General features: G+C 53.2%; 9 protein-coding genes. 2 read left to right on the forward strand and 7 right to left on the reverse strand.

Going from position 1 to position 16,497, the window contains the following annotated elements:
* The first annotated feature begins 34 nt into the window (after positions 1 to 34).
* Together BM412_RS18695 and BM412_RS18700 are read left to right on the forward strand one after the other, a co-directional pair.
* Positions 35 to 5,551, forward strand: coding sequence for a DUF7507 domain-containing protein (locus BM412_RS18695; RefSeq protein ID WP_091221651.1), 5,517 nt, complete (start codon positions 35 to 37; stop codon positions 5,549 to 5,551).
* 73 nt (positions 5,552 to 5,624) lie between these two features.
* On the forward strand, positions 5,625 to 6,788 hold the full coding sequence (locus tag BM412_RS18700; RefSeq protein ID WP_091221654.1) for an ROK family transcriptional regulator: 1,164 nt from the start codon (positions 5,625 to 5,627) through the stop codon (positions 6,786 to 6,788).
* Positions 6,789 to 6,839: 51 nt separating this feature from the next.
* Here the strand turns inward: BM412_RS18700 and BM412_RS18705 are convergent, their stop codons facing one another.
* The 7 genes from BM412_RS18705 to BM412_RS18740 all read right to left on the reverse strand — a co-directional run bounded on the left by BM412_RS18705 (position 6,840) and on the right by BM412_RS18740 (position 16,381).
* The gene (locus BM412_RS18705; RefSeq protein WP_091221656.1) at positions 6,840 to 7,850 is read right to left on the reverse strand and encodes a zinc-dependent alcohol dehydrogenase; all 1,011 of its coding nucleotides are present in this window, start codon (positions 7,848 to 7,850) and stop codon (positions 6,840 to 6,842) included.
* Positions 7,851 to 7,871: 21 nt separating this feature from the next.
* Positions 7,872 to 8,633: an SDR family NAD(P)-dependent oxidoreductase gene (locus tag BM412_RS18710; RefSeq protein WP_177245919.1), complete on the reverse strand. Its 762-nt coding sequence runs from the start codon at positions 8,631 to 8,633 to the stop codon at positions 7,872 to 7,874.
* Entirely contained in the window at positions 8,630 to 9,427 is a 798-nt protein-coding gene (locus BM412_RS18715; RefSeq protein ID WP_091221662.1) for an N-acyl homoserine lactonase family protein, read from the reverse strand. The genes BM412_RS18710 and BM412_RS18715 overlap by 4 nt, the downstream gene beginning before the upstream one ends.
* 12 nt (positions 9,428 to 9,439) lie before the next feature.
* The gene (locus BM412_RS18720) at positions 9,440 to 10,624 is read right to left on the reverse strand and encodes an enolase C-terminal domain-like protein (RefSeq protein ID WP_091221664.1); all 1,185 of its coding nucleotides are present in this window, start codon (positions 10,622 to 10,624) and stop codon (positions 9,440 to 9,442) included.
* A 377-nt stretch (positions 10,625 to 11,001) separates the two neighbouring features.
* A complete protein-coding gene (locus BM412_RS18725) occupies positions 11,002 to 12,132 on the reverse strand; it encodes a GntR family transcriptional regulator (RefSeq protein ID WP_256256443.1) in 1,131 nt (376 codons plus the stop codon).
* Between the two features lie 756 nt (positions 12,133 to 12,888).
* Positions 12,889 to 15,087, reverse strand: a complete 2,199-nt coding sequence (locus tag BM412_RS18735; protein WP_177245920.1) for a hypothetical protein — start codon at positions 15,085 to 15,087, stop codon at positions 12,889 to 12,891.
* 301 nt (positions 15,088 to 15,388) lie between these two features.
* A complete protein-coding gene (locus BM412_RS18740; protein WP_091221673.1) occupies positions 15,389 to 16,381 on the reverse strand; it encodes a 3'-5' exonuclease in 993 nt (330 codons plus the stop codon).
* Positions 16,382 to 16,497: the final 116 nt, after the last annotated feature.

The following is a 16,497-nucleotide window of genomic DNA, read 5'->3' on the forward strand; positions in this document are numbered from 1 at the left end:
CATAGTTTATTTTTCAAACAGGAGGCGAACGTGGATGGCCTGCGGCAATTTAGGCGTGGCAAATGATTTTAACGTGTTCGTTCTGGGCAACCACACCCAATCGTTCGTCGATTCCGGCGGGCGCGTCGCTGTTGGCGGCAATGCTACCTATAACAGCTATGGAATCGGCAATGCACTTCCCACTTCGACTACGCGTGCCGATTTAATCGTTGGCGGCAATATGAACATTATCGGCGGGACCAATTTCAGCGGGAATAGCGTCATCAGTCCTACCGGTACGATAATCAACTACACGATGACGAACAATAACGGCGTTACCGGTCAGCCTTTCCGTGGAACGCCGGTTGATTTTGCGGCAGCACAGCAATATTTGACCTGCGCCTCGAGCTCATGGGGGTCACTCAGCCCGAACGGAACCGCCTTCGTTAACTTCGGCCAAATCGTGTTAAGCGGTAACAGCCCGACGCTGAATATATTCACCATCAACGGCAATAACGTGGCAGGATCCGGCGTTTCGCTGTCCAGCGCGAACGGCATCAATATCATCACACCTCCCGGCTCTACCGTACTTGTGAACATCACCGGCAACAATGTTGGGTTTGGCAGCTATGCGATTTTCATCAATGGCGGTCAATCCTCCCCAGCGAACGGAGCCGTTATTCTATGGAATTTCTTTCAGGCGACAAATGCGTTCAACCTCAATCTGTCGATCAAAGGCTCCGTGCTTGCCCCATTCGCCGCTTGGAGCGCGTCCGGCTTCGGCAACATCGACGGCACGATTGTCGTCGATTCCCTGACGAACACGACAGGCTCCATCGAAGAGCATCACATTCCTTTTACGGGCTGTTTGCCGGAAGTATTCTGTACGCCAAGGCTGCAGCTGGCGAAGACCGTCAATGGCGGAAGCTCTGTAAGCGGCCCTCCGGGTACACCGCTTACGTACGTCATTACGGTCACTAACACAGGTGCCGGGACATTAACGAATATTGTCGTCGACGATCCTGAACTTAACTTCAATCAAACGATCATGGTGCTGCCGGCCGGGCAGTCCGTGCAATTCACGATCAATTCCGTTATTAAAGCCGGTCCGCCTAACAGCAGCTATCAGAATATCGTAACGGCGAAGAGCAATCAAACGCCTATACAATCCGCCGCTGTCACCATCAATATCGTCGGCCCGATTGTAGCGGAGCTGATCAAGACCGTTCTACCAACGACGGCAGAACCCGGAGATACGGTTACTTACACCTTCACGCTTGTTGTTCAGAATGGCGCTACGCTCTTCAATGTGCATTTGGTCGACCCCGTGCTTGGTCTGGACTTGACGTTTCCTTCGGCGACAAGCGGCGAACTGGCCTCCGTTCCCTTCGTCATTCCCGCGAACACGCCGATTGGCAGCAATTTCGTCAATACCGCAACGCTGACCGCAAGCAATCTGCCGCAACCTTTAACCGATTCGGCGACTGTATTCATTACGGAAACACCGTCTGTCATCTTAACCAAGTCGGCAGATACCGCTACGGCTGTACCCGGCCAGACGATTACGTACACGCTTACTGTCAGCAATGAATCTAAAGCAACGACGCTGTTCGATCTGCTGCTGACGGATCCGCTGCTCCATGTCAATCAAACGATCGCGAAGCTGGATCCGCAAACGACGGTCGTCTTTCATGGCATGTACACCGTTCCCGCAGGCACGCCTGCCGGCACGATTATTCACAATACCGCGACACTCGTATCCTCGCTTGGCACACAAACAGCAAGTACAGACGTCACCATCCTCGCAGCCCCAAGCATCACGATTACCAAAATACCAAGCGTGACGCTTATCGCGCCCGGCGAAACCATCTTCTACGCCATTACGGTAACCAATACGGGCAACATCCCGCTTACCGATGTTTTTATTACCGACCCGGTATTGTCCTTCTCCGTTACGGTGCCTATTCTCCCGGTTGGTGGGCAATATGTCGCTAACGCCTCTTTTTTGGTTCCGCTGGGTACGCCCGCCGGGACGAAAATTATCAACACCGCAACGGTATTAACGGATCAAACACCGGCGATCTCGGCAATGGCAGAAGTCGTCGTCGCAGCGGTATACGGATTGTCGCTGGCTAAGACAGCGGATGCGAGTACAGCCGTACCCGGTCAAATTATTACCTACACCATTACGGTGACGAATACTTCCAATGCCAATTTGACGAATGTCACCGTTACGGACGATCTGCTGTCCTTTACGGAAACGATCGCCTCCTTCCCTGCCGGCGCCACGATCATGTATGACATTGAATATACGGTTCCCGCCGGTACACCTGCAGGAACCATCCTGACGAACACCGCGACAGCCGACTCTGACCAAACGGAGCCAACCACGGCAACGAAGATGGTTATTATCACAGCCGTGCCATCGCTAAGTCTAACTAAAACCGTCGCGCCGACCAGCGGTCCAGCCGGTACGCCGCTCACCTATACATTTACGGTTACCAATACCGGCAACACCAGCTTGACGCAGGTGCGTGTCCAAGATCCGCTCCTTGGCGTGGATACGATCATTCCGCTTATCGCGATAGGCGGGCAGGCCGTGTTCAACGTGCCTTCGGTTATTCCGGCCTTGCCGCCGGGAACGATTATTCATAATATCGCGAACGCCACCTCAACCGAGACGCCGACTCCGGTGTTCGCCGACGCTTTTGTAACCGTCGGAACTCCGCCGACCATTTCGCTGACTAAGACCGTAAGCGAACCTTCCGCTCTTCCGGGCGAGACGGTTACCTTCACGATTACACTGACAAATACGTCCCCGGTCGTATTAACGAACGTGCTGCTCGTCGATGAATTTTTCAATTTGGACTATACGTTCGACAGCCTTTCGCCGGGAGAGTCCCGGACTATCGATGCCGATTTCACGATACCGCTCGATTCACTCGGAGGGACTGTATATGTGAATACCGTAACGGTTTCTTCGGACCAGACGCCGCCTGTCTCAGCATCGGCTTCCGTGACCACCGAGAATGTTTTTGACATGACGATTACGAAATCGGTCAATTTCGCGACGGCGCTGCCGGGCCAAACCATCACGTACACCATTGAGATCGAAAATACAGGCAATGTCTCTCTCTTCAACGTGTTGGTATCGGATCCGCTTCTTGGTCTGCAAACGGTAATTACGGAGCTTGATCCTAACGCTGTTCAGACTTGTATGATTCCGTTCACCATTCCCGAGGATGCCGTTCCCGGCTCTGTTATTGCGAACACAGCTACAGCGAGCAGCATACAGACCGGTGATCGCACGGCAAGCGCAAGCGTAGAAGTACTGCCGATTCCTGCCGGGGATATTAAAGTGCAGAAGCTTGTGAGCACCTTAACTGCGGATCCGGGCGAAACGGTCTTTTATACGATTATTGTGTTTAACGACTCCACCGCGCTCGTGACAAATATTCAAATTACGGACCCTGTCCTTGGGATCAGCGAGACATTGGCCGAACTGCCGCCGCAGAGCTCCTATACGCTGAGCGTGCCTTATACGGTTCCGCTTGGTACACCCGGAGGCACGGTAATCGTCAATACCGTATTCGTCGATGCAATCGGTGAAACCCTGACGGCGACGGCCACTATCACTGTAAATGGAATTCCTGCGGTCACGTTGACTAAGACGGCCGACCAGTCGACTGCTTTGCCCGGCGACATCGTGAACTACACCATCACGGTCACGAATACCGGCAACGTGCCGCTGACGAATGTAACGGTTACCGACCCGACACTTGGCTTCGTGGAAGTGATTCCTTCGCTTGCAATCGGCCAAAGCGTGCCATCCATTGTCCAATTCGTCGTTCCGGCTGTTCCTACAGGTACGATCATTACGAATACGGCTTCAGTAACCTCCGATCAGATTCCGACGCCTGTCACTGCGTCCGCATCGATCAGCGTGGATACACCGGCCAGCATTTCAATTACGAAGACGGTCACCCCTGCTTCCGCCGCTCCGGGCGAAATCGTTACTTTCACCATTGAAATCATTAATACCTCAGCCGTTGATCTAACGAATGTGGAGATTACGGATGAGCTGCTTGGCTTGTTCATCGATGCGCCGATTATTCCTGCAGGCGTGACTCGAACCATTACGATCGACTACACGATTCCGCCTCAAACGCCTGCAGGCACAATTATTAACAACGTCGCAACCGTCACTTCCGATCAGACGCTGCCTGCTTCCGCCGACGCCCCCGTAACCGTGGCCGCTGCTCCTTCCTTAAATCTGGTGAAGCGCGAAAGTTCAAACACCGCGGAACCCGGGGATTTCATCACTTATATGATTACGGTAACCAATACAGGCAACGTGGCATTAACGGGCATTCGGTTAACGGATACCTTGCTCAATCTGAACGAAGTCATTTCGCTGCTGGAGCCACAGCATTCGTTTGTCTTGAACATCCCCTATCAAGTACCATTCGGATTGCCGGCCGGAACCAGTATATTTAATACCGTTGCGGCCGTCTCCGATCAGACCGCCCCGCAAGAGGCCATGACGAATCTGGATGTGCTGCCGGTATATTCGATTGCGGTTCAGAAGACGTCGGCGCAAACGGAGGTGCTGCCGGGAGGAACGATTACGTTCGAAACGACGGTGACCAATACTTCCAATGCGATTTTGTCGAATTTGGTGCTGTATGACCCGCTTGTAGGCATCAATGAAACGATCGACACTTTGGATATCGGCGATTCCCTTACGCTTCGATCCGACTACGTCGTCCCTCTTGGCACACTGGCTAACACCATTATCACCAACGTTGTGACGGTGACTACAAGCGAAACGCCTCCTGCCGTCGCGGACAGATCCGTGCTCGTTCTGCCGGACCCGCGGCTTGATCTGACCAAAAGACTGCCTGCCATCGGGGTTCCCGGCGGCAAGCTACGAATGGAACTGTTCTTCGTCAACAGCGGTAACGTCACCTTGCATAACATTCATTTGGTCGATGCGGCTGCGCGGTATGATTTCCACTTGGATGAACTGACGCCGGGGGCGAATCAACGAGGAGCGCTATGGTTCATCCTGCCTCAGGACGCGCAGATTGGTTCGCAAGTCTTGAATACCGCTCTTATCAGCTCGAATGAAACGGCTCCGTTCGAAGCGCGCGCAATCGTTACGGTTGTCGGCCTGCATATCGAGAAGACATCGAGCGCCATCTCCGTCGTTGTGGGCGATCGCATCACCTATTCCCTTGTTGTTCGGAATCCGACGCCATATGCGGCGCACAATGTGGTATTGAGAGATCCGCTCCCGATGGAAGCCGCCTTTATTCCGGGCAGCGTATCGGTCAACGGCGAACGGCTGCCTGATGCTACTCCGGGCTTCCCGGGTATTCCGATCGGCACCATTCCCGCAGGCACATTCGCGACGGTTTCGTTCAAAGCCAGAGTGAAACTCGAGCCGCCGGGCCGCAAATTAGAGAACCAAGCGCATGCGAGCTTTTCGTTTACGGATGGCAGACATACGGCGAACGGCAATGCGGAGTCCAATGTATGGATCGTGGAGGTCTACGACGACGAGGAATAAAAAAAGTGCAACTTCATCTTCCGCGTGGTAAAATCGTACCCAAATCATCCGCAAAGCGGATTCGGGGGACGTTATGGCCATTAAGAAGACCGGAGATTTGACTTTAGTCAAAAAAATGAATACGGCAATCGTGCTTGAGGCGGTGCTTCGTCACGCGCCTCTTTCACGTGCTCAAATATCGGAGCGGACCGGGCTGAACAAAGCGACGGTATCGAGCCTCGTGCAGGATCTGATCGACCGCCATCTCGTGCTCGACATTGGCCCGGGTGAATCGAGCGGCGGACGCAAGCCGTTTCTGCTCTTGTTCCATGCCCGTGCAGGCTACGCGATCGGCATCGATCTCGGAGTCAACTATATCCGCGGCATCTTGACGGATCTGGAAGGAACGGTCGTGCTTGAACGCGAGCTGACGATTGATAATCATGAGGCGGCCATCGTGCTTCCGAAGCTGATGGATTGCATCGAAGAGCTGAGAACATCCATGCCTGCCAGTCCGTATGGTCTCGTCGGTATTGGGATAGGCGTGCCCGGCATCGTCAATGGCGAGGGCACCATCTTGTTCGCGCCTAACTTATCCTGGCCGCAAGTTCCGCTTCGGGCTATGATCGAAGAACGCTTCGGCGTGCCGGCTACCATCGACAACGAAGCAAATGCGGGGGCACAGGGCGAGCAGAAATATGGAGCCGGACGAGGCATTGCCAATCAGATCTATGTGAGTGTCGGCATCGGGATCGGAACGGGGATTATTTTGAACAAGGAGCTGTATAAAGGGGCGGCCGGTTTCTCCGGCGAGCTTGGCCATTTGTCCGTTATGGCGGATGGCACGCCATGCCGCTGCGGCAATCGCGGCTGCTGGGAGCTGTACGCATCCGAGAATGCGCTGCTTGAACAGGCGGAGCCGCTTGGCTATACAGATCTGGATGCTCTTATCGGCGCAGCCGAACAAGGCGATAAGCATGTCATCGCCTTGTTCCATCGTATTGGGGAATGGATTGGGACAGGAATTGCGAACATCGTCAATGTATTCAATCCCAATGTGGTCATCATCGGCAACCGGATGCGCCGCGCGGAACCGTGGATTCGTGAGGCGGTCGCGGCCACGGTCGGCAGCCGTGCGCTCGCTTATCACCGGGAGCAATTCCGCCTGCTCTATGCGGAGCAAGGCGACAGGTCCGCTGTGCGGGGGGCCGCCCATTATGCGATTTCCGCGTTTCTGGCCAAGATGAAAGACAGCTAGCATGCTGCAGAGCTTATCGCTTAGTCGATTAAACTCTGCGACCCCCTTCCCCTAGACAGCGAGAATGATTTTGCCGTATTGAATTTCACCTTTCACAAGCCGCTGGAAGCTTCTCGGGCCTTCCTCCAGCGGTTTTTCTGTTGTCCAGCCTTCCTCGGTCACTTTCCCGTCGGTCAGCAGCTCCAGCGCATCGGCGAAATCCTGCGGCGTATAACAGAACGAGCCGAGTACGTTCGTCTCGCAGCGGATCATATCGTTGATCGGAAGCGGCGATTCTGCGCTGCCAAGCCCGATATTCATGATCGTACCGCCGGTGTTGACAATGGCTTTCGCCAGACTTCGCGTCACGCTAAACCCTGCCGCATCGATGACGATATCTATGCCTTTGCCCTTCGTAGCCTGCTTCATGGCAGCAAGCGACGAATCGCTTGTGCTGTCTACCGCGCCGTCGAAGCCCATTTGTGAAACAAGCTCCAGCCGCAGCGGATTATTATCAAGCACGAACACCTTGCCCGCTCCGAGCAAACGTGCCGTAAACGCGCAAAGCAATCCGATCGCGCCGGCTCCAATAACGGCTACATTGCCGAACGGAACAATCGCCATCGCACGTCTGGTGGCACGCAAGGAGCATGCTAACGGCTCGGTCAGTGCCGCTCGGCGGTAAGAAAGCGCGTCTTGTATACGCACTACTTGCGCCGCCGGCACCGTAATTTGCTCCGCATAAGCGCCCGGCCGGTGGATGCCGATAATTTGTCTGCGATCGCAAAGGTTATACTGCGCGCGAACGCAGCGCGGACATGTTCCGCAGTGGATCAGCGGATTCACTACGACACGCTCGCCTAAGGCGAAGCTTGCGGCAGCACCGATAATTTCACCGGCGAATTCATGGCCCATCAGCAGCGGCGGATGCCGCAGGCTGTTATGACCGAGATACCCTTCCAGATCAGAGCCGCAGATGCCGGCATGGCTGACTTTGATGACCACTTCCTGCTCCTTCGGCTCCGGTAAAGCCATATCGATGAACGACATTTGCTCCGGTCCTGTCCACATCACTGCTTTCATGGCTATCTCCTCTTTCCCCTATTACATGATTAGTGCGCCGCCATCGACAGCGAGCAATGCACCGGTTACCCATTCCGCATCCGGCGATGTCAGGTAGACAATCGCTTTGCCAAGATCGCTCGGTCTTCCCCCGCGTCTGGCCGGCAAATGCGACGCCCATTCATCGCTCTGAGCACCGGCTTGCTTCCGCTGCTCCAGATTGATGTCTGTCGCCACACCGCCGCATAGTATGGCATTGACTCGGATGCCGTATTTGCCTAGGGCATTAGCCATAGACGAAGTCAGCGAATTCATGCCGCCTTTGCTCGCTGCATAGTGTACCTGCTCAGGACCGCCCCTCATCGTGGTGACCGTGCTGATATGCACGATTGCCCCGCTCCCTTGCTCCCGCATTACAGCCCCGGCTGCCTGCGAACAGAAGAAAGCGCCTGCCAGATTGACGGCAATCGTCCGATTCCACGTCTCTTCCTCGATATCGAAGAAATCGCGAAATGGGCAAATGCCTGCGTTGTTGACGAGAATATCGATGCGGCCGTATCGCGATTTCACATCGCTGACCATGCGATCGATATCTGCCTTCTTCCCAATGTCCGCGACTATTGCTTCTGCTTGCCCTCCGCGCTGCTTGATCTCGGCAACTACTTCCTGGGCGGCTGCTTCATGACTGGTGTAATTCACAATAACCGTCGCTCCCGCATCGGCAAGCTCACCGCAGATTCCCCTGCCTATGCCGCGGCTTCCGCCGGTTACAATTGCAATTTGCCCCTGCAATTTTCCGCTCAAGCTCGTTTCCCCCTTACCCATCCGTCCGGATAATGTTCCAAGATCGCCGCATCATGGCCAGGCAGCAAAATATCCGCTTCCCGCTTCAACCGGCGAATCGCATACACGCTTTCCTCCGAGCTGAACCCGAATCCGATCGGATGCTCTCGCTCCAAATTTTCGTATAGAAATGCGACATCGCCGGTAATGGCGGCTATGCCGTCTTCCATCTGAATCAATACCGCTTGCGAGCAGCGCGTATGTCCGCCTACTTGGATAACCCGTATCCCCGGGACAATTTCCGCCTCGTCCGGGACGAGCGTAAGCTGTTCGTGCATTTCGTTATCCATGTATCGAAGAAGGGCGTGCGGGAACGTATCGAAGATTGGAACGCCACGTTCGACCGCAAAGTCCCAGCCTCTGCGATTCACGTAAATCTTGGCGTTGACGAAGAGCGGAATGTTGGCGATATGATCATAATGCAAATGCGTCAGAATGACCGTATCGATATCCTCCGGCCGCAGCCCGTCGCATTTGGCAAGCAAGGATATCGTATCTTCCCCCTCGGCGACCGGGAACCCGGCATGACTGTTCTGATCGAGTCTATGAAACTCTTCGCCATATTCACCGCCGTAACTGAGCTGATGCGTCCCGCCCATTCCCGTGTCTACAAGAATGTTCCGGCCTGCACCTTGAATCAGCCAAAAATAGCAATTCACGTGCACCTGCTCCCCGAACCCTTCCATGAATAGAAAAACCGGCTTCGGCGCGCTGTGCGTCGCGGTTCGTAAACATTTGATCGTATAGACGCTCACTTGAAATGCCTCCTATCTGGTCAACTCATCCAGCACTTCAAGTGCCCCTTCGCGCAGCGAAAGTCCCGTACCGATGCACTCCGGCAGTTTAAACCATCCGTCCTGCGGCAGCTGTACGCCTTCAAACACGACATCATAATTGGTTTTATCCGCGCCATGGTAATAAGCAAACTCTGCATACGGAATGTTCACCTGCGAGAAAATCAAATGCAGCGCCCAAGGCTGCAGTCCGCCTGCGTGCGGAATCACTTCGAGGTTGCATGCGGATGCCATCGTGCAAATTTTGCGCGCTTCCGATACCCCGCCGACCCAGCAAATGTCCGGCTGCAGAATTTGTGCTCCGCGGGCCTGGATAAGCTGTTGATAGCCGTAACGCGTATATTCGTGCTCGCCTGTCGCGATAGCGGAAGTGATGACCTTGCGGTTTAGCTCCGCGTAACCGTCAATATCGTCCGGCGGCAGCGTCTCTTCGATCCACTTGACGCGGTATGGCGCGACCAGCTCGGCCATCCGAATCGTATATTCCACGTTCCACGCCATATAACAGTCCAGCATAATTTCCATATCCGGGCCCAAAATATCCCTGGTTTCCGCCACCAATGCCGCATTGCGTTTCATGCCTTCCCAGCCCGAGGACGGACCGTACGGCATCGCAAGTTTCTGGCCCATGAAGCCGCGGTCTTTTATTTTCGTCGATTCGTTGCCGGTGACATAAGCTTGCACTTTGTCCTTCGTCGCGCCGCCTAAGCTGACATAGAGCGGCTCTTGCCTGGCTTTGGAAATGAGATCCCACAGCGCCAAATCGACCGCGGAAACGGCCATGATCGGAATGCCCTTGCGACCGTAAGGAAGCGTGATTTTGAACATCATGTCCCACAGCTTCTCGATTTGAAAAGGATCCTTCCCCAGCAAAATGCGGCTGATATGCTCGTTAATGATAGACGCCGTCGCCATGCCCCCCGTGCTCTCGCCAAACCCCTCGAGTCCATTGTCGGCAATGATCTGCACGATCACGCGGCCTCCCATGCCAAGCCAGCTGGACCTGCGATCGAAATATTCCGGGTAGTTGGACATCGGATTCGCAATTACCGTTTCCGATAACCAGGAGCCCTCCGTGTTAACGCTCCCCTGCTTCACTTGCTGGGCATGAGCTTTCTCACCATTCAAAATAAAGACGCGCACATGCTCGATTTTCATACAAGCAGCCTCCTCTTGATCTGTTAGTTGGGTGATTTCAGCACCTGGCAGTTGCGTTCATATAAGCGCTTACAAAAGCATGGCATGCCAAAAACATCAAGCAGCCGATGGATTTCTGCTTGAGTGATTCCTTTCGGGCGGTACGGCAGCGGTAGTGAGTGTTTGTTGGAAAAGATGCGGGAGTTTGTTTTGCAGTTGGCTAGGGCTAGGCAATCATGGTGATCTGTGTCAGTGAGGTAACTTGAGGTTGAGGTGTAGGAGCAGCGCCGGTCCGGCATCCAAATGGGTAGTGGCAGTCCGGCGCCGCTTTCGAATTAAGTATACAATGTAAATTATTTGGTTTCAATAATAGTTTTAAGTTGCATATAGGTATACTTTTATAAGGTTGCGGAGTAATGAGCGGTGCTGCTGCGAACCAGCAGTTTCGGCACGATTTCTTCTTTCACAAAAGACTCTTCAATCGCCTTCTCGCTCCATGGCTTCAGCAGCAGCTCCACGGCACGCTTGCCCATTCGCTCCGTATTCTGATTAACGGTCGTGAGCGCCGGCGAAGTGTATCGGCTTTGAATGACATCGTCATAGCCGACAATGCTGAGCTCATCCGGAATGCGCAGCCCAAGCTCTTTGCCGGCGCGAATAGCGCCGAAAGCCTTGTAATCGCTCGTGGCAAAAATCGCGGTAGGCTTATTCTCAAGCGCAAGCAGCTGCTTGGCACCTTCGTAGCCCATCTCTTCCAGCTCTTCGTTGGCTTCCATTACCGATACAAGCGACTCATCGAAGGCAATTCCGTGCTGGGAGAGGGCCAGCTTGTAGCCTTGCAGGCGCAGCGAGAATTCTTGGTTGATATCCATCAGCGAGTGTCCCGTTACAATGATGCCGATGCGCTTGTGGCCGAGTGCAATCAGATGCTCAGTGGCCAAGTAGCCGCCTGTCAGATTGTCGACGATGACATATGGAATTTGCAGCTGCGGAAAATAAAAGTGAGCCAGCACCATGCGAAGGTCGGCTTCTTTCCACGCTTTCAGCTGGGAGATCATTATATTTTGCGCGCCGGGTGCGCCCGGCAGCACGATGGCTCCGACCAACGGATTCGACTCGATTCCATCGCTTTCGCTTACGTCGAGCAGCTGGAAACGAATGTCGTGCTCCTCGCACGCTGCATGAATGCCGCTTATAAAGTTGGCATAAAACGGATGGTTGAACAGATGCGGCGAGGCGGACGGATGGATTAACACGATCTGTTCGAGCGCGATTTTGCCGCCCTCCGAAGGATCGGTATTGTGCGGGTCTCGCAGCTGAATGAACGTCCCTTTGCCGCGAATGCGGACGACGAGTCCTTCGTTCACGAGCTCGCTGAGCGCGCGGCGCGACGTAATCTCGCTCGTCTCGTACAGCTTCGCCAGCTCGATCTGCGTCGGTATCGCATCTCCGTCCTTCAGTTGACCGCTGCCGATCTTCTCTTTAATGTCTTCCACAATAAACTTGTAAAGCGGCATTGTCTCTCTCATCATCATACACCCCTTCTGCCGGTTCCTACCCGATGCGCGGACAGTACATTATACTTATAAATCTATAACTTGATTATATAGTATACTTTATCAAAAAACCAACCAAAAGTTGATGGACACGCCTTTTAAGTAGGGGGGACGCAAGGTGGGCGAGCACGACTGGCGCGGCTTGAGTTGCGGATGCAGCTGGGGTGGGCTTGGCGCGGCTTGGTGCGGCATGAGCTGCGGATGCAGCTGGGGTGGATTGGCGCGACGGCGCAGCTGGAGCCGCGAGTGCAGCAAGGGCGGATTGGCGCGGCGGGCGGCGGGAGCCACCGGCTAGCACGAGAGGTAACAGGTACCTCTCTTTTGCTCTTAACTAACTTTTCAAGCCCAACTACGGTAACTGTTACCTCTCTTTCACTCGCTGTCGCCATTTCTAGCTAATCTAGGGTAACTGTTACCTTTCTTTATCCACATTGTGGCCAATGTAGATCCCCAGGCAAGCTACTTGTCTATCCACCTACAGCGGCGACTGAGTACTACAACGTGCTTCCTTCTACACAGCCCAAACAACATAAAAAAGTGACCGAGCAGGATCCACTTCTCCTGCCCAGCCACCTTCATTAGCCTCGCCTAGTTCGCTTTACCACTCATTACTGCGTTTGCTTGCCTAGCCTAGTTCGCTTACCGCTCATTACAGCTTTTCTTACCTCGCCTAATTCACTTTACACTCATTCTGCATTCCCCTGCCAAGCCACTCTCCGCCTATAAGCTCTAAGGTGTATTCGTCAGCCATATATAATCGACGTTCATCGTGCCTGCGGTTGAGAAAGGATCGAAGCGCAAGGATTTTATCGTCCCGCTCCAGCCGGCAACGGTTCCCATGTCGATTGTGTACTCGGTGTAGCTGCCCATATTCGCTGCAGTCGTGAACGTCTTGGACTTGGCTTCATTCCAGGTCGAATCGGCGTTCGTGATGAAGAAGAGCTTCGCGCCGGTATCGCTCGTGTTGTTCTTCAATCGGATCTTGAGGTACCGGTAAGAAGACGCGATGCCAAGGTTATTCGGACCGACGGAATACGGATCTCCGCCGCTTGAAGTGATCGTCCAAATGCCGCCGGATACGCTGCTGCTGATTTGATTCGTATTATTCCAGCCTTCCGTGCTGCCTGCCGTCGCAAAATCCCACTGCGCCGCAATACTCGAAGCCGTGTATGCGACTGCCGGCGACCAGCTTACATTATCGTACTGGTTGCTGCCCGCGGCGCCGCTCGTAATTTCGAAGCGAATCTCATCTCCCGCGGCGACCGTTACGCCGTCCAGGTTGCTTTCATAGCCGAAGCGATCATTGTAAGCGACGCTTTGATCGCCGCCTGCCGGCCAAATCCGTGTCCCGTTCTTCGTAATGCGGGCAACGACGCCATCTCCGCCGGCAATGACGGATTTCAGCACGCGGCCGCGAATACTTACCGTTCCGCTTGTTGGCGCCGTCCATGCGCGGGCAACGATTTTTCCAACTCCGGTGTCAGGATGCATTTCGAATTGGGAAACCTGCGGCACATTCGATACAGAGGATGCCTGCCAAATGTTTCCCGTCGTATCATAGTACCCGAGGTTGCTCCACGAAGAGCCGTTATAGGCTTTATACGACCAATTGCTGCTTCCTTGCGTGGAGCTAAACTGCTTAGCCGCATGATAGATGTTGCTGCTGTTCGTAATTTGAAGGTTGTTGGTCAGCGTAAATCCGCTGTAATTGGCGCCGTCCTGGTACAAGAAATTATTGGGCTCCGAATACAGATTGTCGCGGATCGTGCCGCTCGGCGTATCCGAGTTGCCCGCACGGCGGAAAGAGCCGCTGCCGTTGTTAATGAAGACATTGCCGCCGGCCACGCTGTTTGTCTCCAAACCGAGCCCCGGATGAATCGCCAAATACGAAATACCGGCGCCTGCGTTACCGGCAATATAGTTATTATTGATTTGCAGATTGTCCGTGCAGCACTCATAATCGAAGGCCACCATATCCGGTGAGGACGTGTTCGGCACGTTCGTGAACATACTGTTCAGAATGTACGAGTCGCTTACGAAAGCAATATAGATCGCAGCCGTACCCGTATCCGAGTGACAGCCTCCTTCACCGTCGAGCTTCGAGTTAATCATGGTCAAATACCGGACGGATGTCAGCCTCATCCCGTCGTCGCAACCGGTGCCTCCGCCCGCATTATCGCCGTGCATATTGAGATTGTTCATAAATACATGCTCCGCTGCTTTATGGCCGGTTGCATTCATATAGCCGGAATTGTACCAATCGATCGAAATCGTATCGAGATTTCGCGTGCCTTCTATCGTATCGAAAGTAACGTTATCAACGATGTAGGTGCTTGCGGGGTTGGAGGCGTTGAAGGTTTTGGAGGTGAACTCAATTCCTGCCGAGTTCCAGATGGCGTCCCCGGTAGAATCATTGCCGCTGCCTGATCCTTGATGAATGCCGTAGATATCATGGAAATATAAATTCGTGAAGGACAAATCATTATGCCCCGCTGTCGAGAAGGTAACCAGAATGCCCGTTCCGGCGCTGCCTACCTCCAGATTGTTGATTTTCCAATAGCTTGGATTGGTCAGCTTAATGCCGCGATCGGCTTGATTGCCATTGCGGATGATTTTCGCTTTAGCGGTGCCGCCGTACGAATCGATTGTAATATAGTTTGTCGAGTTTCCTTGCCCGGTCACCGTCATTTGCTGATTGCAAGTGACGCCGCTCTTGAGCAAAATACGGTCGCCGGCACTCATCGTACCGATGCTGTTAATCGAGTTAAAGCTGTTGTATGGCGATACCTGTGTGCCTGTTCCATTCGTTCCGGCAGAGCAATCCACGTAATAGTCCGCTGCGTTAGCCTTCGCGTTCCATACAAAGAAGCAGCAGCCCACAACTATTGCAAACAGCATTGCCTTTAGCATTTTCGATCCGAAAGCCATCCTTATCGATAGAGCCATCTTTTCTCCCTCTTCCCTTTTCGAATAGTCGCCTCACATCCGTGGAGTAAACACTTCCAAAAATAGAATCAGAATCAAAACCGCGTATTAATAACCTCCTTTCATCCGCCGGTTATTTAAGTATACTAATTAATACTTTACAACCGACTATCAATACTTTAACACGCACATACCCAACAATAAATATACTTTGTTAACATTTTCTTATGCTCATCGCAAACAAAAAAACCTCAACGCCTTAATTCTCGGCATCGAGGTTTCCAAGCCATCTGTTGCTCACTCACTACACGAGGTGGGATTGATAAATGCACTTCATGAGCTCAAAGGTTGCTTTCGTATCGGCCCATGCGCGATGAGGTCGTTCGTTCTGAATGCCATATAATTCGCAGAGGGTGGATAAATCATAGCTCTCGATAGGAAGCTTAAGCTGCCTTGCCTGCTTGATTGTACAGAGCAGCTTGCCTGTCCAGACTCGAATATTCGCTCTGTCACACATCGCCTTTAACACGCGATAATCATATTGCACATTATGACCGACCAACACCGGAGTGCCCGCAAGGAATTTATTCAATTGTTTCACGGCTTGAAACGATGTCGGCTTATCGGCTACGTCTTCAGCTGTAATGCCTGTGAGCTCCCTAATTTGCTTGGGAAGCTTCGACTTGGGGTTCACCAGTGTTTGATACCGGTCGATGACTTGGCCATTTCTAAACTTCAATGCGCTGATTTCAATAATCTTGGCATATTCCACGATAGGAGAAGTGGTCTCAAAGTCCAGCACGACACCTTCATCGGGCATCGCAAGTTCATTGTAGTAGTCGTACTTTTTGGCCTTCTCCTTCACAATTACGGGAGGATTCAACTGCGCCGCAGTGATCACCTCAAGCGGATATCCCTTAAGTACGCCCGGCTGTATCTGATCGACAATGCTAATGTCATTGAGCAAATCAAGCCGCTCTGTATAGGGATCGCAAGTTATTTGGGCATAGGAAGCAAATTCGTTCAGCAGTCCGGAAACCTGATCTTTATCCGCTAAGCCGTGCAACGATAGTGCGGACTTGGAAACGGCAAGCTGCATGCCGCAGCTTCGGTAGGTGCGATGCAGGATGCCAACGACCTTACGCAGCCCGCTCCAAAATCCGTAATCCGCCCTGCCTTGCCCCACGTTCAGCGCCATATAGCCTTCTTTTACTTCCGGAATGCAGCAATAGAACATCAGTCTGGTTTCGGATTGATGTTCATAGAGCTTCGCAGCGAGAACAATGGTCCTGTTCATCACAATCACCTACCGTTCTATAAAGTGGCTATTGTCCTTATAGTATAAGCCAAAAAAGAAGCAGCCTCCTCTTTTTTTTGAGGAAACTGCTTCTTATCGCTAGCCTTACTCTATCA

The sequence above is a fragment of the Paenibacillus sp. BC26 genome (assembly GCF_900116125.1).
Classification (GTDB): Bacteria; Bacillota; Bacilli; order Paenibacillales; family Paenibacillaceae; genus Paenibacillus_Z; species Paenibacillus_Z lignilyticus.